The 20,309-nt window shown below is 59.0% G+C and carries 17 protein-coding genes; 13 read left to right on the forward strand and 4 right to left on the reverse strand.

Going from position 1 to position 20,309, the window contains the following annotated elements; genetic code table 11:
• The first annotated feature begins 65 nt into the window (after nucleotides 1–65).
• A complete protein-coding gene (locus AC1RDQ_RS07920) occupies nucleotides 66–977 on the forward strand; it encodes a LysR family transcriptional regulator (RefSeq protein ID WP_057715128.1) in 912 nt (303 codons plus the stop codon).
• A gap of 167 nt (nucleotides 978–1,144) precedes the next feature.
• Here the strand turns inward: AC1RDQ_RS07920 and AC1RDQ_RS07925 are convergent, their stop codons facing one another.
• Nucleotides 1,145–1,594 carry a hypothetical protein gene (locus tag AC1RDQ_RS07925; protein WP_020798247.1) on the reverse strand — a complete coding sequence of 150 codons (450 nt, stop codon included), beginning with the start codon at nucleotides 1,592–1,594 and terminating at the stop codon, nucleotides 1,145–1,147.
• A 137-nt stretch (nucleotides 1,595–1,731) separates the two neighbouring features.
• Nucleotides 1,732–2,355, reverse strand: a complete 624-nt coding sequence (locus AC1RDQ_RS07930) for a TetR/AcrR family transcriptional regulator (protein WP_057715127.1) — start codon at nucleotides 2,353–2,355, stop codon at nucleotides 1,732–1,734.
• A 241-nt stretch (nucleotides 2,356–2,596) separates the two neighbouring features.
• Between AC1RDQ_RS07930 and AC1RDQ_RS07935 the strand changes: the two genes are divergently transcribed.
• The 9 genes from AC1RDQ_RS07935 to AC1RDQ_RS07975 all read left to right on the forward strand — a co-directional run bounded on the left by AC1RDQ_RS07935 (nucleotide 2,597) and on the right by AC1RDQ_RS07975 (nucleotide 13,786).
• Entirely contained in the window at nucleotides 2,597–3,877 is a 1,281-nt protein-coding gene (locus tag AC1RDQ_RS07935; RefSeq protein ID WP_057715126.1) for a cytochrome P450, read from the forward strand.
• Complete coding sequence (locus AC1RDQ_RS07940) at nucleotides 3,874–4,083, forward strand: ferredoxin (RefSeq protein WP_057715125.1); 210 nt, start codon at nucleotides 3,874–3,876, stop codon at nucleotides 4,081–4,083. Before AC1RDQ_RS07935 ends, AC1RDQ_RS07940 begins: the two co-directional genes overlap by 4 nt.
• 60 nt (nucleotides 4,084–4,143) lie before the next feature.
• A complete protein-coding gene (locus AC1RDQ_RS07945) occupies nucleotides 4,144–5,763 on the forward strand; it encodes a GMC family oxidoreductase (protein WP_057715124.1) in 1,620 nt (539 codons plus the stop codon).
• Nucleotides 5,760–7,250, forward strand: coding sequence for an aldehyde dehydrogenase family protein (locus AC1RDQ_RS07950; protein WP_057715123.1), 1,491 nt, complete (start codon nucleotides 5,760–5,762; stop codon nucleotides 7,248–7,250). The genes AC1RDQ_RS07945 and AC1RDQ_RS07950 overlap by 4 nt, the downstream gene beginning before the upstream one ends.
• A gap of 64 nt (nucleotides 7,251–7,314) precedes the next feature.
• Complete coding sequence (locus tag AC1RDQ_RS07955) at nucleotides 7,315–8,982, forward strand: DUF1302 domain-containing protein (protein WP_057715122.1); 1,668 nt, start codon at nucleotides 7,315–7,317, stop codon at nucleotides 8,980–8,982.
• Nucleotides 8,983–9,009: 27 nt separating this feature from the next.
• Nucleotides 9,010–10,371, forward strand: a complete 1,362-nt coding sequence (locus AC1RDQ_RS07960; protein ID WP_057715121.1) for a DUF1329 domain-containing protein — start codon at nucleotides 9,010–9,012, stop codon at nucleotides 10,369–10,371.
• A 393-nt stretch (nucleotides 10,372–10,764) separates the two neighbouring features.
• Complete coding sequence (locus AC1RDQ_RS07965) at nucleotides 10,765–11,802, forward strand: amidohydrolase family protein (RefSeq protein ID WP_057715120.1); 1,038 nt, start codon at nucleotides 10,765–10,767, stop codon at nucleotides 11,800–11,802.
• Entirely contained in the window at nucleotides 11,799–12,998 is a 1,200-nt protein-coding gene (locus AC1RDQ_RS07970) for a phosphotransferase (RefSeq protein ID WP_057715119.1), read from the forward strand. The genes AC1RDQ_RS07965 and AC1RDQ_RS07970 overlap by 4 nt, the downstream gene beginning before the upstream one ends.
• Nucleotides 12,999–13,000: 2 nt before the next feature.
• Nucleotides 13,001–13,786 carry a tyrosine-protein phosphatase gene (locus tag AC1RDQ_RS07975; RefSeq protein ID WP_057715118.1) on the forward strand — a complete coding sequence of 262 codons (786 nt, stop codon included), beginning with the start codon at nucleotides 13,001–13,003 and terminating at the stop codon, nucleotides 13,784–13,786.
• Here AC1RDQ_RS07975 and AC1RDQ_RS07980 read toward each other — a convergent pair.
• Together AC1RDQ_RS07980 and AC1RDQ_RS07985 are read right to left on the reverse strand one after the other, a co-directional pair.
• A complete protein-coding gene (locus tag AC1RDQ_RS07980) occupies nucleotides 13,783–14,667 on the reverse strand; it encodes a DMT family transporter (protein WP_057715117.1) in 885 nt (294 codons plus the stop codon). The two genes, AC1RDQ_RS07975 and AC1RDQ_RS07980, sit on opposite strands and share 4 nt — an antisense overlap.
• A gap of 90 nt (nucleotides 14,668–14,757) precedes the next feature.
• Nucleotides 14,758–15,603: an SDR family oxidoreductase gene (locus AC1RDQ_RS07985; protein WP_057715116.1), complete on the reverse strand. Its 846-nt coding sequence runs from the start codon at nucleotides 15,601–15,603 to the stop codon at nucleotides 14,758–14,760.
• A 421-nt stretch (nucleotides 15,604–16,024) separates the two neighbouring features.
• Between AC1RDQ_RS07985 and AC1RDQ_RS07990 the strand changes: the two genes are divergently transcribed.
• The 3 genes from AC1RDQ_RS07990 (at nucleotide 16,025) to AC1RDQ_RS08000 (ending at nucleotide 20,301) form a co-directional block, all read left to right on the forward strand.
• A complete protein-coding gene (locus AC1RDQ_RS07990) occupies nucleotides 16,025–17,686 on the forward strand; it encodes a DUF1302 domain-containing protein (RefSeq protein ID WP_020798236.1) in 1,662 nt (553 codons plus the stop codon).
• 30 nt (nucleotides 17,687–17,716) lie between these two features.
• The gene (locus AC1RDQ_RS07995; protein ID WP_057715115.1) at nucleotides 17,717–19,075 is read left to right on the forward strand and encodes a DUF1329 domain-containing protein; all 1,359 of its coding nucleotides are present in this window, start codon (nucleotides 17,717–17,719) and stop codon (nucleotides 19,073–19,075) included.
• A 95-nt stretch (nucleotides 19,076–19,170) separates the two neighbouring features.
• Complete coding sequence (locus AC1RDQ_RS08000) at nucleotides 19,171–20,301, forward strand: WD40/YVTN/BNR-like repeat-containing protein (protein WP_057715114.1); 1,131 nt, start codon at nucleotides 19,171–19,173, stop codon at nucleotides 20,299–20,301.
• Nucleotides 20,302–20,309 lie beyond the last annotated feature (8 nt).

The raw sequence follows: 20,309 nt of genomic DNA on the forward strand, positions 1-20,309 counted from the left end.
CGAGTGTAGCGAGGCTGTGGACCTGGCTGTTTCATATATTCAGACCGTAGGTATCAGAAAATCAGATGACAAAGGGCAGAGATATTTCAATGCGCCAGCTGCGCTATTTTGTCGCCGCCGCGGACGCCGGACAGTTTTCCCAAGCGGCGCTGAAGGCACATGTATCGCAGTCGGCGATCACTGCGGCCGTGTTGCATCTGGAACAGTCCATGGGCGTCAGCCTGTTCGACCGCCTGCCCCATGGCGTGTCACTGACCGCTGAAGGCAACAAGTTTTCCCAGCATGCGCGGCACATCCTCGACACCCTGCAGGACGCTCTCAGTGAACCGCTGTTTCTAGGCCATGCCATGCAAGGCACCGTACGTGTGGGCGCCTCTTACACGGTGCTGGGCTATTTTTTGCCTGCGCTGCTGGCGCGCTTCAAACGTAGCTACCCTCAGGTTGAGATCGACCTGATCGACATGGACCGTCACAGCATTGAGGAAGCCCTGAGCAATGGCGATCTCGACCTGGGCCTGACGATAGTCTCCAACACACCAAACCTGCAGGGATTCGCTCACCAGGTGCTGATTCGTTCTCGCCGCCAACTCTGGTTGGCCAGTCAGCACCCTTTGATGTCCGCCACCTCGATCAATCTCGAAGACGTCGCCGAGCACCCCTATATCCTCGCCACGGTCGATGAGGGGGAGGCTTCGACTTCGCGCTACTGGGAATCCCGTGGACTGGCGCCCAAGGTGGCTTTTCGCACCTCATCCATGGAGGCATTGCGCGGGTTGGTGGGTCATGGTTTCGGCGTGACCATTCTCTCGGACATGGTCTACCGGGCCTGGTCCCTGGAGGGCAAGAAAATTGAGATCCGCCCGCTGGTAGACGTGATTCCCCCCATGGAGCTCGGACTTATCTGGCTGCCAGATACCCGTTTGTCAGCATCGGCCCAGGCATTCCGGCAGTTTTTGATCATGGCCTGCGCTTCGTAGCTTTGAAGCTGGCGCGCAGCGTTGACTGGCTATTTGCCGGAGTCGAGTGAGGAGGGGATCGTAAATCGCGAAAACTGTGCAGTGGTATTGGATATTCAGATACTGCAACACAGGTGGTTTTTTTTGCGTCTTCGCAGAGGACAGAATTCAGGGGTGGTATCGCAATTTCAATTCGCTGCTTGCTTGATATCTCCGCAGAAAATATCGACGTTGCCATCGGCCGGCGTGGTTGTCACAACCACTGAGTACCCGGTGGAAAACAGTTCTGACATGGCGACAGGCGCGCTTCGTGAATAGGTCCAGCCACCGATATCTGAAATACGGCTGGTGTTGATCCGGTCATTCATTGTGTAGGCAACGGGCCCGGGTTGTTTGCAGCTGCCTTTATGGATGGACGTATAGAGGTTCAAGGGACTGAGGGTTCCGCTTGGAACCCCGCCGATGATGAAGGTAAAGGCGGTCTCATTGCCTTGGTTGGCCAATGTCGTATTGGCAATCTCGCCGGTGTTCTGTGGCGTAGCAAGCAAAGGAATGGTCACTGTCTGGTTTGATGAATGCGTACAGCCGAGCATCATCACAGTGGCCATCAGAGCCGCCGATTGATTTCTCAAATTCATGATAAATCTCCTGTGCTCCGAAAAAGTAGTACGGGAGATTTTGGTATAGCTCATTGAGCACTGTCTTGTGCGGGATGCAGACAGGGGCGGTGCCATTTTGCCGGGTGTATTGGGGGGCGACCCGCATCGTGACGCCGCTACTGCCGAGCGTTGTTGGCCGGCGGCCAGGTACCGTTGTTCATCAGGCTGTCGAAGGTCTCGGTCATTTCTTGCGCCGAGTTCGGATAGTCGTGGCGTACCCACCACAGCCACAGCCCGATCAAGGCCCCCACGAAACAGCGTACCGCCGCTTCGCCACGCATGTGCTCCACCTGGTACAAACCCTGTTTTCGGTAGTGTTCCCGCACCTGGATGATCAGGATATTTTCCAGATGGGCAAGAATCACGCTCTGGCCGGGACCGCTGAAAAATGACGTCGTCAGTGCCGCATGACGTTCGGTAGCGCTGAACAGCCAGGCTGACACGTCCAGCAGGACACGACGGTCGCCACCTACCTCGGTGACCTTGGTTGAGGGCATGCCAATGGCTTCATACCCGGCAACGATCAGGTCTTCCTTGTCGCGAAAGTGCGCGTAGAAGGTGGAGCGGGCAACCCCCGTACTGTCCAGCAATTGCTGCACAGTGACCCCGTCATAGCCCTTTTCCAGGGCCAGGCGATACATGTGGTCCAGCAGCAATTCCCGGGTGCGTTGAGAACGCAACGCGTGGCGTTGTCCGGAGTGGCTTTTATCGACTGTTTGCACGCAAGCGAAGTGAGACATTCTGTACCTCGGCAGAGCTTTTTTTATTAGTGTCTTGGCGCCGGACGTGAGGTTGTCCGGCGGTGATCGGTCAACAGTGACAGAGGGTTTTTCATACCGGCAAGATGAGTTTTAGAACATTTTCATCGAAAGTGTTAATGAATTCCCTGTATGCCGAACAGATTCGCGGTTCTGTTCGTTGTGGCTTTTGCCCTCCGGCCTTACCGTTTCTCCAGTCCGTCAGAGACCCTGGAGAACAATAATGAACTACCCCGCTGAAGCGTCTACGCCGGTTCCCGCGCATATCCCCATGCACCTGGTACGTGACTTTGACCTGTGGGCGGAGCTCACCACCCAAGGCGAAAACGCCTATGCCTGGGCGGCCGCACTGCACCAGACGACCCCGCCGATTTTCTGGATTCCGCGCCTGGGCTTTTTGCCGGGAACCTGGGTACCTCGGCGCGCCGAGGACCTGCGACGCATTCTGCAAGACCCACAAACCTTCAGCAGCGTCGGCCTAACACCCTATGCGATGTTGCTCGGTGAAAGCTGGCGCCTGGCGCCACTGGAAATCGACCCACCCGAACACGTCAAGTACCGCGCACTGCTCAACCCGCTGTTCACGCCGAAAAAGGTCGAGGCGCTGGAGCAGGATATCCGCCTATTGGCCAATCAGTTGATTGACGAAGTGGTCGCCCAAGGCCGCTGCGATTTCAACGAAGCGTTCGCCAAACCTTTTCCCACCTTGATTTTCCTGACCCTCATGGGCTGGCCGCTGGATGACCGGCCGCTGTTCCAGCACTGGACCCAGACGCTGATCAAAAGCTTCGACATGCAAACGGTCACCGACAACGCGCGGGCCATTACCACCTGGATTCGCAACCACATCGCTGAGCGTCGCGCCAACCCCGGCGATGACTTCACCAGCTATTTGCTGACCAGCGAGATCGATGGCCGGCCGCTGACCGACGATGAAATGCTCGGCATCAACTTCCTGATCTTCATCGCCGGCCTGGACACCGTGACCTCCTGCCTGGGCCTGTTTTTCCGCCATTTGGCGCGCAGCCCAGAGCAACAGGCGCAACTGCGGGCCAATCCTGAATTGATCGGCGACGCGGTAGAAGAACTGCTGCGCTCGTACTCCATCGTCAACATGCGCCGCACGGTCACCTGCGACGTGCAGATCGGCGAAGTCATGATGAAGAAGGGCGACATGGTGTTGATCAGCACCGAACTGGCCAACCTTGATCCTGAAGTGTTCGACGAGGCCGACAAAGTCGACTTCCAGCGTAGCGCCGGTGCATCGCCGCACATGGCGTTTTCCTATGGCGTGCACCGTTGCGTCGGCTCGCACCTGGCACGCCGGGAATTGCGTATCGCCATGGAGCTGTGGCTGCAACGGCTGCCAGCTTTTCGTATCGCCGACAACAGCACGCCCAGGTTCAACGCCTTCGGCGTGTTCGGCATGGAAGACCTGCACTTGCAGTGGGACCTGCCTGCTGCAACGGCCAATACCTCGAACAAACAGGCGGCCAGCGCATGAAGGTGCTGATCAACAAACCCGGCTGCGTGGGTCATGCCCGCTGCAACAACGTTGCGCCCGCGCTCTATCCACTCGATGACAACGGATACATCGCCAGCACTGGCTTCAACGTGCCGGCAGGGCAGGAGAGCCTCGCTCAGCGGGGTGCCCGGGCTTGTCCGGAACGGAACATCGAGATCCGCGATACATCCGCCGAATCCCGGTAAAGGCTGCCTTGGGGCTGCGGCGTTCGAAGGTTTACAGCCACCAGTAAAAGAAGAACAACAATGAGCAAAACTTACGACTACATCATCATTGGTGCGGGGTCATCGGGCTGTGTGTTGGCCAATCGATTGTCGGCAGACTCGACCGTTTCAGTACTGCTGATCGAGAGCGGCCCGGATCACACCAGCGCATTGATCGCCATGCCCCGTGGCATCGGCAAACTGCTTAACCCCGGCAACCCCCATGTGTGGAGCTACAAGGCCAAGCGCGGCGAGGGCATGAGCGACGAGCAGTGGTTAAAGGGCAAGACAATTGGCGGCTCCAGCTCGGTTAACGGCATGGTCTATGTGCGGGGGGCGCCAGCCGACTACGACAACTGGGAAGCACAAGGCTGCACGGGTTGGGGCTGGAAAGACATGGGCCGGCAGTTCGTTGCCCTGGAAGACCACCAACTGGGCAAGAGCCAATGGCGCGGTGTCGGTGGCCCACTCAAGGTCACCGTACACCCCTCTGGCGATGCTCTGTGCGATGCGGTCATCAGCGCTGCCGGCAAGCTTGGCGTGGCGCGCGCAGAGGACACCAATCATGTCGACTCGGTCAGCCAGGGTGGCTTTGGCTACCAACCGCAAACCACCTGGAAGGGCCAGCGTTTCAGTGCAGCCAAAGCCTTCCTCGACCCGGTTCGCACACGACCGAACCTGACGGTAATGACCGGCACCGACGTGCAACGCATCGAGTTCAGCAAACGCCGCGCCTGTGCCGTGAACGTCAGTGGCCGTGCGGGCCTGGCCCGCTTCCAGGTGCGTCGCGAGGTGTTGTTGTGCGCCGGAGCTATCGAGTCGCCCAAGCTGTTGCAACTGTCCGGTATCGGTCCGGCCGGGCTGTTGAACGCTCTGGGCATCAAGGTATTGCAAGACGCACCCGAGGTGGGCCGCAACCTGCGTGAGCACGTGTACATGGCCATGCAGTATCGGGTCACCCGTGGCAGTTTCAACCATTGCTTCCATGGGGTGGGTTTGCTGGGCGCGGTGATGCAGTACTTTCTGCGCAAGAAAGGGCCGATGACCCATGCTGCCCATGAGGCCGGCGGCTTTATCAAGACCCGCCCGGAGCTGGATCGTCCGGATGCGCAAATCGGCGTCAGCCTTTACTCCATGGACGGCGATGGCAACAAGGTCGAAATCGACAAGCACCCCGGCCTGACCATTGGCGGCTATTTCCTGCGCCCACAGAGCCAGGGAGAGGTGCGTATTCAATCGACGGATGCGTCGGTACCGCCGCGGATCAACGCCAACTACTTGAGTGCCGAGATCGATCGCACCTCGGCGATTGCCTTGTTTCGCTGGTTCCGCCGTCTCGCCGCTCAGCCGGTCCTCAAGCCGTTCATCGTCGGTGAACTGACACCGGGGCCGCAGGTGGAAAGTGACGAGCAAATTCTTGCCGCGTTCCGCCGGTATGGCCAGACCGCCTTCCACGTCTCCGGCACCTGCCGCATGGGGGGCGATAGCGCCTCAGTACTCGACCCTCAACTGCGCGTACGTGGCGTCGAGGGCCTGCGAGTGGTCGACACCTCGGTGATGCCGTGCCTGGTTTCCGGCAACACCAACGCCCCGGCCATGGCCATTGCCATGCGCGCCGCTGAACTTATCACCGGTAAGATCTCAGGAGCTCCAGCACCATGAGTGTTCCCTTTACCCAGTTGGACAAGCTGTACATCGATGGCGCGTGGGTGGGTGTCGACGGCCCGCGCGAAGCCGTGCTCAACCCGGCCACTGAAGCTGTGATTGGTCATGCGCCGACAGGTGATCTGCACAGCGCCGATGCTGCCATTACCGCTGCACGTAACGCTTTTGACAACGGCCCCTGGCCGTGGCTGAGCATGACCGAGCGTGCCGGTTATCTGCGGCGCATGCATGCCGCGCTGGTGGCAAAGCGTGAGCAGATCGCTGCGTTGATCATCGCTGAGGTCGGTTGCTCGCAAGGCGTGACCTACGCCATGCAGGTGGATATGCCACTCGGTCATGTGCTGACCGCTATCGAACAGTCGCTGCACAGCGACAGCGTTCAGATTCCGGTGCAGGCCAATCCCAATCCATTCAACCCGACGGGGCCGATGATTCTCGGCAGCGGCACGGTAGAACGTGAGGCCATTGGCGTGGTGGCCGGTATCACGGGCTACAACTTTCCGTTTCTGCTGAACCTCGCCAAGGTATTTCCGGCCTTGCTGGCCGGCAACACCCTGGTTCTCAAACCTTCGCCATTTACCCCGTACTCGGCATTGCTGTTCGGTAAGATCGCCGAAGAGGTCGGCTTGCCCAAGGGCGTGCTCAACATTGTCACCGGCGGTATTGATGTCGGCAGCCTGTTGAGCAGCGATCCACGGGTGGACATGGTCACGTTCACAGGTTCCGAAGCGGTGGGGGTCAGCATCATGAGCCAGGCGGCGCCGACCCTGAAGCGCGTGCACCTTGAACTGGGCGGAAAGTCGGCCTTGATCGTGCGTGCCGACGCCGACATTCAGGCCACCGCCCTGGGTGCCGTCGCCGGTCTGGCGGTCAATGCGGGACAGGGTTGTGCGTTGCTGACGCGTTTTGTGGTGCACCACTCGGTACGCGAGCAATTTGTGCAGTGCGCCAAAGCCATTGCAGGGCAATGGAAAGTCGGCGACCCAGCGGACCCAAGCGTGATGATGGGGCCGCTGATTCGAGCGTCGCAGCGCGCCAAGGTCGAGCATTTCATTGCCAGTGGCCGCGATGCGGGGGCCACGCTGGTGTGTGGCGGTGGGCGACCTGCGCATCTGCGCCAAGGGTTCTTTAGCGACATCACCCTGTTTGATGACGTGCGCAACGACATGCTCATCGCCCAGGAGGAAATCTTCGGCCCGGTGGGGGTAGTCATCGGCTTCGACAGCGACGACGAGGCCGTGGCCATCGCCAACGATTCGCGCTTTGGCCTCAACGGCGCCGTGGCCTCGGCCGATGCCGCAACGGCCTACGCCCTAGCCCGGCGCATTCGTGCGGGCAGCGTGTACCTCAATGGCGGCAGCGGCAGCCTGCCTTATGCACCGATCGGAGGCTTCAAGCGATCAGGTCTGGGCCGCGAGTTCGGACCCAACTGGCTCAAAGAGTTCACCCAGGAAAAATCCATCATCTACCCCATCGGGCACTAGCCAGAGCGTCCTGCAACCGGGACGCAGACGGAACGACTGACAATAAAAACAAAAGGTGGTTTGCATGAAACACATGAGTAAAAAGGGGCGCATGCGAGCCCAGCGGGCGATGGTACTGCTGGCAGTGGGGGAATTGGCGTTCGGCTACGGTGGAACGGCGATGGCGGTGCCCATCGAACTGACCAACCCGGACTTTCATCTGCGTTGGGATAATACCGCGCGCTACACCCTGGGGATGCGTACGGAGGGGCAGGACCGGCGCATCATGAACAACCCCAACTACGATGAATCGGACGGTAAGTTCGACAAGAACGACATCGTCACCAACCGTCTCGACCTGCTGACTGAAGTCGACTTTTCCTACAAAAAGGATTGGGGCGCGCGACTCAGTGCCGCCGGCTGGTATGACCAGGCGTATCACAACGATGATGTGCACAGTAACGTCCCTGGCTTCCAGACCAGCTACTACAACGACCGCTACAGCTCGGAAGTGAAACGCTACGTCGAAGGTCCGTCGGGGGAAATACTCGACGCCTTTGTCTGGAAGAACCTGCGCCTGGGCGATGCCACAGTCAACGTCAAGGTCGGCCGCCATACCAACTATTGGGGGGAGGGCTTGCTGTTTGGTGCCCATGCGATTTCCTACTCGCAAGCGCCGCTCGATGGTGCCAAGGCGGTGACCAGTCCGGGTATCGAAACCAAGGAAGTGTTCTTGCCCATCGGGCAGATATCCGCCAAGGCCCAGGCTACCGACAACCTGACCCTGGCCGCGCAGTATTTCTATGAGTGGGACTACACGCGCATTCCCTACGGCGGTACCTACTTCGGCGCGGCGGACCCGTTTTTCGAGGGGCCGGATCGCTTGCCGGTAGCGCCAGGTTTCTCCCTGAACCGGGAGCGATCCAAATACGGCCGTGACTCGGCCAACTGGGGGGTAATGGCCAAGTACGATGTCGAGGCGATTCAATCGACGTTGGGTGCGTACTATCGCCAGTTCGATGATTACCAACCCTGGCTGGCGCCAGAAGTCTCGGCCGCCACCGCAAGTTATCGGCTGGTGTACCCACGGGGCGTCAAACTCGTCGGCCTGAGTCTTTCCACAGTGCTCGACACCGTGTCGGTAGGCAGCGAGATCTCTTATCGTCAGAACGGTGCGTTGAACGCGGTGGGTGTCGATCCCACTGACAACGAAGGGCCACGTGGCGATACCTACCACTTTGTCGTCAACGCCGTGTACGGCGTGCCGCGAAACTTTATCTCCAAGAACGCCACGCTGGTGGGCGAGTTCGCCTATAGCCATTTGCGCAAAGTGACCGAGCACGAAGAGCTTTACCTGGGTGAAAACAACAACAATTGCGTTGACCCACGCGTTGGCACACCCGGTTCAGGGGACAAGGAGGACGGCTGTTCGACACGCGATTACGCCGCCATTGCCGTCAACTACACGCCGCAATACCTGTCGATATTCCCGTCCTGGGACATGTCCGTACCGCTGACCGTCAATTATGGCTTGTCAGGGAACGCTGCCAGCGCCGGCGGTGGTAACGAAGGCGCACTGACCTGGTCTGCCGGTGTGCAAATGACTTATGCGCAGCGTTACGAATTCGGCCTGCGTTACTCCGACACCGATGCCCAGTCGAAAAACATTCCCGGTGACACCGTCGGTGGTAACGGCGCCGTGGGCGGAACTGACCGAGGCTGGCTGGCCTTTACCTTCAAAACCTCCATCTAAATACGCCAAGAATCGGAGTACCTGTTTATGAAAGGACAATTTGCATGGGCAGTGGCGCTGTTGAGCATCGCCACCTGCAGTCAGGCTGCGGCACCAGCCGACCAGGTTGCGCAAATCGGTAAAACCCTGACGCCGTTTGGCGCGATTATCGCGGGTAATGCTGATGGAAGCATTCCCCCATACACCGGTGGCCTGAGACAGAGCCCGCCCGACTTCAAGCCAGACAGCGGGTTCTGGGCCGACCCGTTCAAGGATGAAAAACCGCTGTTGCGTATCAACGCCAAAAACATGGAGCAATACGCCGACCGGTTGAGCGGCGGGCAAAAAATGCTGCTCAACAAATTCCCCGACTACTACCTGGATGTCTACCCGAGCCACCGCACCGCGGCGTACCCGCAAGCGATACTCGACGCCTCCACGCGCAACGCGAGCAATTGCCACACCACCAAGGACAGTCTGGCCGTCGACCCGGCATGCCGTGGTGGATTGCCGTTCCCGCTACCGCAGAACGGCAACGAGGTCATCTGGAACCAGGTACTGCGCTACAAGGGCACGGGGTACACCACCACTGCGTCGTCCAACAGTTGGGTGGTGGATTCCCGGGGTTCGGTGACCAAGACCGCGGAGTCCGCCACCATGGAGGAGGCCCCGTACTACCAGGTCCAACAGGCTGATCGAGATCCGCAGTTGTACTACCGCGCCTGGGCGGCGGACAGCTACCCGGCTCGTAGCGCCGGGCAACTGATCATCCTCGCCGACTACCTCGACCCGCAAGTCCAGCCGCGCCGCGCGTGGAGCTACACCCCAGGCATGCGCCGCATCAAGCTGGCACCGGAATTCTCCTATGACACGCCGGTACCCAACCAGGGCGGGGTGAATCTGTTCGACGAGTTGCAGATGTTCTCCGGAAGCCAGGACCGCTTCGATTACAAGCTGGTCGGCCGCAAGGAAATGTACATTCCCTACAACGCCTACAAGTTCTACTTCAGCTGCGGTCAGGAAGAGCAATTCCAGCCACACCACGCCAATCCGGCCTGCGAGCGCTGGGAGCTGCACAGGGTGTGGGTAGTGGAAGCGACACTGAAACCGGGCAAACGCCACGTCTACAGCAAGCGCACCTATTACCTTGACGAAGACACCTTTGGTGCCGGTTTGTATGACGCCTGGGACCAGGGCGGGGTGCTGTACCGCGCGCTGTTCCAGAGCGGCGTTCAGTTGTACGACAAAAACCTTCCGTACACAGTGAAAAACGTCAGTTATGACTTCAACAAGGGCATGTGGTCGTTGCTCAACGACGGCCTCAAGGGCGGCTACCGGGTACACGACGCACCGCTGTCGGAGCGCGACATGAAACCTGAATCGATTGTTTCCCAGGAAACGCAACGCTGATTGCATCGAATGGACACGCATTTGCGGCCTGAGAGGGCCGCTTTTTTTGCTGGATTCTTTTGGCGTACATATCCATTTGAGGCGGCCTGACAGCCGACCCCTGTAGGAGCGAGCCTGCTCGCGATGGACGTCAACGATAACGCGCCCTGTCTGGATGAACGCGTTGTCTGGGCCTCCATCGCGAGCATGTTCGCTCCTACAGGTTCTTCCAATCGGCAAAAGCCCGTTCCACACAAGGCACACCCCAAAAACCTTCTCTAACTTCAATAATAAATGAACACATATAGAAAAAGTGTCTATATTATTGGCGGTGTAGTTATCCCTCAAACCGGTCCGAACGCCCTGTCAAATGAGGCGTTCGACCTGCTGGCTTATTACAACAAGGAGAATGCCATGCTGATTGATGTCCACGCCCACTTGCTGACTGAGGGCATGCTGAACCGCCACGAGTTCTGGGGGCCGTTCATGAAGGTGCAGGGGCTGACCGTGGGGCATTTTTCCCTCGGTACCAAGCAACCGGCCAAAGCCGCTACTGACGCTGAGGCGCAGGCCAACCTCCTCGCGCGCATGACCCACGCCAGCCGGCGTAAGCTGATGGCCGAACGGGGTGTCGACAAGCTGGTGATGTCCACACCGTCCCACTGTTTCATGTATTGGGCAGGTGATTTCGCCAACGAATACGCGCGCCTGTGCAACGACGAACTGTCGGCATTTTGCCGGGCCGATCCCGACCACTTCGATTTCTGGTGCCACGCCAACCTGGCGGACCCACTGAACGCGGCCAAAGAAATCGAACGCGCCGTGACTCAGTTAGGGGCCAGGGGCGTGTGCGTAGGCGGGGCCAATTTCAATGGCCTGGAAGCTCACGATGAGCGCCTGTTCCCTGTTTGGGAAAAGCTCGTACAGCTGGATGTGCCGATCATGGTGCACGGCTTCAACCAGTCGATCTACTGGGGCGAAAAACACACTGACGACAAGTTCGAAACCACCTCGATCGTGGGCGATTGCGTCGATGAAACGTTGTTCTTCTGGTACCTGATCTGCGGCGGCGCGCTGGATGTTTTCCCGACCCTGAAAACCTACATCACCCATGCCGGTGGCATGGCGGTTTTCCAGTTGGGGCGCTTGAGCGAGCTCAATCGGGCGATGGCACCTGACTCGCGCAACCAGCGACCGTTGATGGATTACATGCAGAATTTCTATTTCGACCTCGACGTGCATGCGCCCGGCTTGCGTCGTGGTGTCGCCGAGGTGGTTGGGGCGGAGCGTCTGTTGTACGGCACCAACTTTGGTGGCGCCTATGACCATGGCGACTTGACCGAGGGACTGGGTTTGTCCGCTCAAGACCGTGAACGGATTCGTAGCGGTAACGCGATCGAACTCCTCAAGCTGAAGGTTGCGACCAACGCTGGCCGGGTACTGACGCCGTGACGGACAGCCTGTTGGACATGGCCGTCGGGCGGCCATACCCGCAGCGCAGCGGGCGATTGCCTCGGCAACTGAGTGAGATCAGCGCAGCCTGGCTCACGCAGCTATTGCAGCCGCGTTATCCAGGCAGCGAGGTCCTGGCGTTGACGGCGTTGGAGGTCCGTAACGGGCACACCACCAAATTGCGCGCCAGGCTTGAGTTGAACGAGGTCGGACAGCGCGCGGGTATTCCTGCGCATGTGTGCCTGAAGTCGAATTGGTCCGAAGGTTTCGAGAGCGGCGACATCTGTGAGTTGGAAGCGCGCCTGTATCATCTGGCGCGCGGCTGGACCGATGCGCCATTGCCAAGCACCTTTTTCACCGACTGGGACGCCGATGGTGGCGGTCGAGGCGTGGTTATGATGGAAGACCTCGGTCTGGCTGCCGGGCAATTTGGTCATAGCACCGATCACCTTGGCGTGGACGGTGTTGCTCAGGGGCTCGAGTCACTGGCGACGGTGCATGCTGCTACCTGGAACAGTCCGCAGTTGCAGGAGCAGCGCTGGTTGCCGGTGTCGATGGCCAACCCGGTGGACAGTGACGGTCTGCTGCGCATGTACAACTACATCAAGGTCAATCTGCGTAAACCCGAGTACCAGCAGCTGCTGCCGAAATGGATGTACGAGTCACCGGAGTTGTTTAGCCATGCCTTCGATGAATTGGCAGCTTTTGAACTGGAGCAGACTTCACCCTGTTGTTTGATCCATGGTGACTCCCATCAGGGTAATAGTTTCTTGCGCAGTGACGGTCAACGTATCTGGCTGGATTGGCAACTGGCCCGACGTGGCCGGCCATGGCGCGATGTCGCCTATTTCATGCTCGGCGCGTTGACCGTGGAGGAGCGCCGCGCCGAAGCGCTGCGTTTGCTGCGTGTTTACCGTGAAAAACTGATTAGCCTGGGAGCCGAAGGCGTGCTGGGTCAGGAGGCGGCCTGGGAACAAGTACGGCGTTGGCCGGTCTGGGGGATGCAGACCTGGATGTCGAACATGGATGATTGGGGGCAGGCCGGACTGCCAATGGTGGAGCGGTTTTTCGCCGCCGCAGAAGATTTTGATACTGTGCGCTTGTTAACCCACGGCCGTAAGCCACGCCGCACACCGATATTGGGACAGGGCGCAAGGCCGTTGACGCAAGCGTATCAACATTTATTGGAGAGTTGAGCGTGGTCAATCAGGAAGATTTGCGTCTGCAAGGCGCGGATAACTTTCGCAGCTTGAAAGGCATTCCCTCCCATTGTGGTCGCCGCATTGGCGGCGATATTCTTTTGCGCGCAGACCAGTTGCATGGGCTGACTGCTGAAGACTGGCAGACACTTCAGCGCCTGGGGTTGCAGACCGTCTGCGATTTACGCAGCGCGGGTGAGCGTGAACGTTACCCGAACCGCTTGCCCGATAGCGCAATCCGGGAGTTGCACCTGGAGGTCATAGGCGATGTCCGGGCGGATCCACGCCTTGCCCTCATGCTGGCGAATAATCCGGTGGCGGAGGGTGCACGGGGCATGATGCTGGAAGTTTATCGGCGGCTACCGGGAATGTTGGCGCCCCGGTTGCCGGCACTGTTCGAGTTGTTTTCTGCAGGCAAGGGCGCGGTGCTGATTCACTGCACGGCGGGCAAGGACCGCACCGGCGTGGCGGTCATGCTGCTGTTGCACGCCCTCGGCGTCGCGCCGGAACACATCATGACTGACTATTTGCGTTCGGCGCGGCGTTTCAGTCAGTTGAGTGCAGAGCGTCAGCAGGCGATGAGTCATGCGGTGACCCGTATGGTTGGCCAGCCGGTCAGCGAAGCGGCGTTCGATGCGGTAGTGGATGCCCGGCCTGAATATCTGAATGCCGCTTATGCGGTGATCGAGGCCGAGTATGGCGGGCTGGATCGCTATCTGCAGCGTTTCAGTGGCTTGAGCACCGCACGCTTGCAGACGTTGCGAGATACCTTGCTGGTCGCCTAGGTCGCAGCCCGGGCCAACACCCGGGCGGGTTTCCATTGTGCCAATCCAATCCCCAGCAAAATCAACCCGCCACCCACCGCGTGGTACAGGTGCAATGTTTCCCCTAACAGCACAATCGCCAACACCGCGGTAAACAAAGGCACCAGGTTCATCAGCACGGCGGTTTTTTCTGCGCCGAGGGTTTGCAGGCCGCGCATCCATAATCCGGGTGCCAGCGCTGAGGCGAACAGGCCAGCGAATAACACCAGTGGGATGTTCTTTGCCGTCAGGGCTATCGACGGTGCCAGCACGAAAGGCGGCACCAGCAGCAGGGTGCCGCAGATAATTTGCACGTACAGGCTTTCCCAGGTCGGCAGGGGAATCTGCCAGCGCTTCACCAACACGCAATACAGCGCGTACGACAGCGACGCCGCCAACATCATCAACTCACCTTGCCCAACCCCGTGCTGCCAGAGTGAAGACAAGTCGCCTGCTGCCAGCAACCAGGCCAGTCCGGCAAATGAAACTAGGGCGCCGACCAGTAATGTCGTGGTCGGCCGGGTATTGAGCACCGGGAAGGCCAGCAGCACGGTGAGCAGCGGCATGGTCGCCAGAATCAGGCCCATGGAGGTGGCGCTGACGGTGTGTGCCGCGAAATACGCCAGCGACTGGTACAGCGACATGCCGAGCAATCCCAGCAGCCACAGCTTGGCCAAATAAGGGCGAATCTGACGGCGCAAGCGCCATACCCTGGGCAACAACACCGGTGACAACACCAGCAACGCCGTCAGCCAGCGATAGAAGGAAATGGCTGCGGGGTCGATCACCCCGACCGACAGACGGTTGACCACCGTACTGGCGGCCCAGATCAGCGTGGCAAGGACGGGTAGCAGCAGATTCATCAGGGTGCGCCAACGTTGAGGGTGCGCCGGGCGCACCGGGACCAAGGCCGCTGTCGCGGCTATCTGTGAATGCCGGACTGCGTGTACGCGTTATTCGCTGGCAGCGTTACGAGCGGCAATGGCAGCGGCAAAGTCGCGCTTGAGCGTCGGGAAGTAAGCAATCTGGCCGCCCATGCCACCGGCTATGTCGATCGAGGCAGCGCTGATGAAGCTGGCATATTCGCTGGCCAGGAACAGCGCCATGCCGGCAACGTCTTCAGGCTTGCCGTAGCGTCCGAGCGGCACGACTTTCATCACCATGGCGTCGAACTCCTCGCGACTCACGCCCGGCCCCATCTCTTTGTAATGACGGTCCCATTGGCCGGTATCGATCCAGCCCATGTTCAGGCTGTTGACCAGGATATTGTCCTTGGGCAGGGACATGCCCAGCGAGCGGGAGAGGGCGATGCACGACGCGCGGTTGATCACCGAAGGAATGCCGTCTGGCGTCGGAATTGCGCCGGCCAGGGCGTTGATTTCGATGATTCGCCCCCAACGCTGTTCACGCATGAACGGCACCACGGCCTGGACGAAACGAAAATGTCCCATCTGCAGGATGTTGGCATGTTCGAGAATGGCCTCCGGCGTCAGGGTATCGAGATTACCGCCGCGTCCTTGACCCGCATTGTTGACCAGCACATCGACACCGCCCCAGGCGTGTGCAACTTCGGCGACGAAAGCCTTGACTCCCTCACTGTCGGTCACGTCAACCGCTCGGGCAATGACCGCCTGAGCGTGTTCCGCGAGCTGCGCACCGACCTCGCGGACGGCTGCCTCACTGCGGGCACAAATCGCTACCCGTGCCCCTTCAGCCGCGAAAGCCCGGGCGATGGCCAGGCCGATGCCCCGGGATGCACCCGTGATAATCACGCGCTTTGCACTCAAATCAATGTTCATGCTGGCTCCTGTTGTTTTTTTTCTGCCGGTTCATTTGCGGGTTTTCCTGCCGAACGCCCCGTATTCAGGGGGTGTGCCCGGGCTATTGAAAGCCCAAAGAGGTCAATCGTCAAAGATTATTTGAACGTTTATGTGTTTTGTGTGCAGTATTGTCCTTGACGACGCCGTTGGCTGAAACAGGTAGGCAAGGAATCGAGGTTGAAATTCTGAATAGAGAACTGAAATCTTTATGTGGAATTTTACATTGCGATCCGTTACGGTGGCTTTCAGCTGAAGAGGAACGTGGTCCTGGATGCGTGCCAGGCCTCTCGAGCGGACTGTCCAGGCGGGACATGCATCGATCCTGTGGGGTTTCGCAGATCGCTGGAATGACTGTTTGAACGCACTTAACGTCAGAAAATAAAAATAAAAGGTAGTGTGTATGAAAGAGAAGACCAAACAGGGTCGGCGAGTGCTGACTCAAGGTGCTCTGACACTGTTGATGGTTGGCAGTGCACAGGGTTTGATGGCGGCCTCGTTCGACATGTCGAACCCAGACTACCGCGTGCGTTGGGACAATACGGTCCGTTACAACCTGGGGATGCGGACCGACAGTCAAGACAGCCACATCATGAATACGCCGAACTACGACGAGTCGGACGGCAAGTTCGATAGAAACGAGATCGTGACAAATCGTCTCGATCTGTTTAGTGAGTTCGATTTTTCCTATCTCAACGATTGGGGTGCTCGTCTCAGTGCTGCCGGCTGGTATGACCAGGCCTACGATGACGACAAAGTCCATAGCAACATTCCAGGGTTCGCGACCAGCTACCACAACAACAAGTACAGCGGTGAAGTGGACCGCTACATGAACGGTCCTTCGGGCGAAATTCTCGATGCGTTCCTCTGGAAAAACTTCAACGTCGGCGAAATACCGGTCAACGTGAAAGCCGGTCGCCACACCAACTACTGGGGTGAGGGCCTGCTCATCGGCGCGCATGCCGTGTCTTATTCCCAGGCGCCAAGTGATGGCGTGAAAGCCTCGACCAGTCCTGGTATTGAAACCAAGGAAGTGTTCCTGCCAGTCGGGCAAATATCAGCCAAGGCGCAACTCACCGACCATCTCTCTGTTGCCGCTCAGTATTTCTACGAATGGGAACCCACTCGCATCCCTTACGGGGGCACGTACTTTGGTGGTGCCGACCCATTGTTCGAAGGCCCGGACCAGCTACCGTTGGCCGCCAACGGCTCGACCCTGCAACGTCAGGATTCGAAATTCGGGCGTGATGGCAAGAACTGGGGCGTGATGGGCAAGCTCAACGTCGAAGAGATCGAATCGACCTTCGGCGCCTACTACCGTCAGTTCGACGATTACCAGCCTTGGCTGGCCCCGGAAATCAAAGCAGCAGCGGGTTCCTATCGGGTGATTTACCCACGTGGCGTGAAGCTCGCGGGACTCAGCTTCGCCCGGGTCTTCAACACTGTGGCGGTCGGTACCGAATTGTCCTATCGGATGAACGGCGCATTGAATGCCACCGGCGTCAGTGCCCTGGACGATGAAGGTCCTCGCGGTGACACCATCCACTTTATTGCCAACGCTGTTTACGGCGTGCCGCGTAACTTTATTTCGAACAACGGCACGCTGGTTGGTGAATTCGCCTACAGCCATCTGGATCGGGTGACCGAGCACGAAGAGTTGTACAAAGGGGTTGGCGAGAATGCTTGTACCGATGCCAGAAACCCTCGCAGCCCCGGCTCTGGCGATGAGTCCGATGGTTGCTCGTCGAAGAACTACTACGCAGTTGCCGTCAACTACACGCCACAGTACATTCAGGTCCTGCCTTCCTGGGACCTGGATGTCCCAATGACTGTCAACTACGGCCTGCATGGCAACGCCCCGACTGCCGGTGGCGGTAACGAAGGCGCGCTGTCCTACTCAGTCGGCCTGAAGGCCACTTATGCCCAACTCTATGAGTTCGGCTTGCGTTACGCAGACACCAAGGCCCAACCCAAGCATCTGGCCAACGGCACTGTAGCCGGTAACGGTCCGGTCGGTGGTACCGACCGCGGCTGGCTGGCATTTACCTTCAAGACCTCCTTCTGATAAATCCAACAAGAATCGGAGAATGTGTTCATGAAACGACAACTTGCCTTATCCATTGCCCTGATGAGCATGGCGACCTACACCCTGGCGGCAGGCGGTGACGCTTCCGAACTGGGCAAAAGCCTCACCCCGTTCGGGGCGATCAAGGCGGGTAACGCCGAGGGCACCATCCCTGCCTATGACGGTGGCCTGACCAAGGCGCCGGCCGGCTTCGTACCCGACAGCGGATTCTGGGTCGATCCGTTCAAGGATGAAAAGCCACTGTTTCGCATCGATGCCAAAAACGTCGACCAGTACGCGGACAAGCTCAGTGAAGGGCAAAAGACCCTGATCAAGAAGTACCCGACGTATTACATCGACATTTATCCAAGCCACCGTACGACCGCCTATCCCCAGGCCGTGCTCGATTCCACCGTGCGCAACGCTACCAGTTGCACGATTCAGAAGGACGGTCTGGCGGTCGATCCATCCTGCCGTGGCGGCTTGCCGTTCCCGATTCCAAAGAACGGCAACGAAGTGATGTGGAACCAGCAGGTGCGCTACAAGATCGGCACCGGCTACTCGACGACCTCGTCTTCGAACAGTTGGGTTGTCGATGCCAATGGTTCGATCACCAAGACCGCCGAACAGGCGACCTTCGAAGAAACGCCGTACTACCAGGTCACCCAGGCGGACCGTGATCCGCTGATGTATGCCAGGGTGTTCTCGCGCAATGACTATCCGGCGCGGCGCTCCGGTGAAGTCGTGGTGCTGAACGACTTCCTCGATCCACTGGCCAAGGCACGTCGCTCCTTCAGCTACTCCCCAGGTCAGCGTCGGGTCAAGCTGGCTCCAGAGTTTGCCTTTGATACACCCGTGGCCAGTCAGGGCGGAGTGACCCTGTTCGACGAACTGCAAATGTTCTCCGGCAGCCAGGACCGGTTCGACTACAAACTGGTCGGCAAAAAGGAGATGTACATCCCGTACAACGCCTACAAGTTCTACTTCGGTACCAAGCAGGAAGATCAGTTCATGCCGCACCACGCCAACCCGGCCAACGAGCGTTGGGAGCTGCATCGGGTGTGGGTCGTGGAGGCAACGTTGAAGCCGGGCATGCGCCATGTCTACAACAAACGCACCTATTACCTGGATGAAGACACCTTTGGCGTTGGCCTGTATGACGCCTGGGACAAGAGCGGCGCGTTGTATCGCTCGATCTTCCTCAGTGGCGTGCAGCTTTACGACAAGAACATTCCCTACAACGTGAAAAACGTCGTTTATGACTTCAACAAAGGCATGTACGCGTTGCTCAACGATGGGCTCAAAGGTGGTTACAAGTTCTATGACAAACCGCTCAGCGAGCGCGACATGAACCCTGAAGCCATCGTAGCCCGGGTCACTCAACGCTGATATGAGTCGCCTGTCCTGCCCGTCGGTTTGCGCATCAAGCCTGACGGGCAGAGCAGGAGAGTTTTGCCATGCGGGATGGTCAAGGAATAAAAATAATGATTAGCCTTTGCCCTGCTTCTCTTCTTCTCGCCAGGTCGCGCCTGCTGCTGGCTGTCGCGTTGATCGTTGGCACGAGTTCGTTGTTGACCGTGCCTGCCTATAGCGCGGCCACGACGTCCACCGACTCGCTGGACGTGCCGGCGCAACGGGTGGACGAGCGTTTGCCCGCACCCTTGTTGTCGGTCGCCAGGGCTGGCGATGCGATGATCAGTGTCGGCCTCCACGGATTGATCCAGCGTTCCACCGACGCGGGACGAACCTGGCAGCAGGTCGACAGTCCGGTGTCAAGCGATCTGGTGCAAGTACGGTTTCGCGACGAGCGTAATGGCTGGATTGTCGGCCACGATGCCCTGGTGCTGCACACCACTGATGGCGGCCACAGCTGGCAAGTACAACTCGACGGGCGCCGCCTGTTGACGTTGCTCAATGCTTACTACGGTCCGCGGGCCGAAAAAGGCGACGAGTCCGCAGCCGCGGTGGTCAAGGAAGTTGCAATGTCCGCCGGTACCTCGGCGACCCCAGGCGTACTGGCTGCACCTTTTCTGGATGTGATGTTCGATGAACAAGGCAACGGCTTTGCCGTGGGTGCCTTTGGGCTGTTGTTGCACAGCACTGACAACGGCCAGAACTGGGAGCCGTGGATCGAGCGCAGTGACAATGAGCGGCGCATGCACCTGTATGGCCTGGCTCAGAACGCGGACACTTTCTATATCAGCGGCGAACAGGGGCTGTTGATGCGCCTGGATCGTCAGCAACAACGTTTCGTGAAAATCGACACGCCCTATACCGGCACCTACTTCGGCGTCCGCGCCTACGATCATTTGCTGCTGGCTTACGGGCTGCGCGGCAACCTGTTTGCCAGCCGCGATGACGGACAGCAATGGCAGGCCGTGGAAACCAACCTCAATAGCAGCCTGGTTAGCATTGTCGAGCAGGGCAACGCCTTGATCGTCGTGAGCCAGGGCGGGCAACTGATCAGCGTTGATCGACAGAGTTTGCAAGTCACGCCCCTGGCGGATGCGCGAATGGGCGAGGTGTATGCAGCCAGTGCCACCAGTCAGGCTGGGAGCCTGGTTGTCACGCGCTTTAGCGGCGCCAAGGTCATCGATATCGCCCAGGCCAACTGACGCCCTCG

The sequence above is a fragment of the Pseudomonas sp. GW823-FHT02E01 genome (assembly GCF_058797535.1).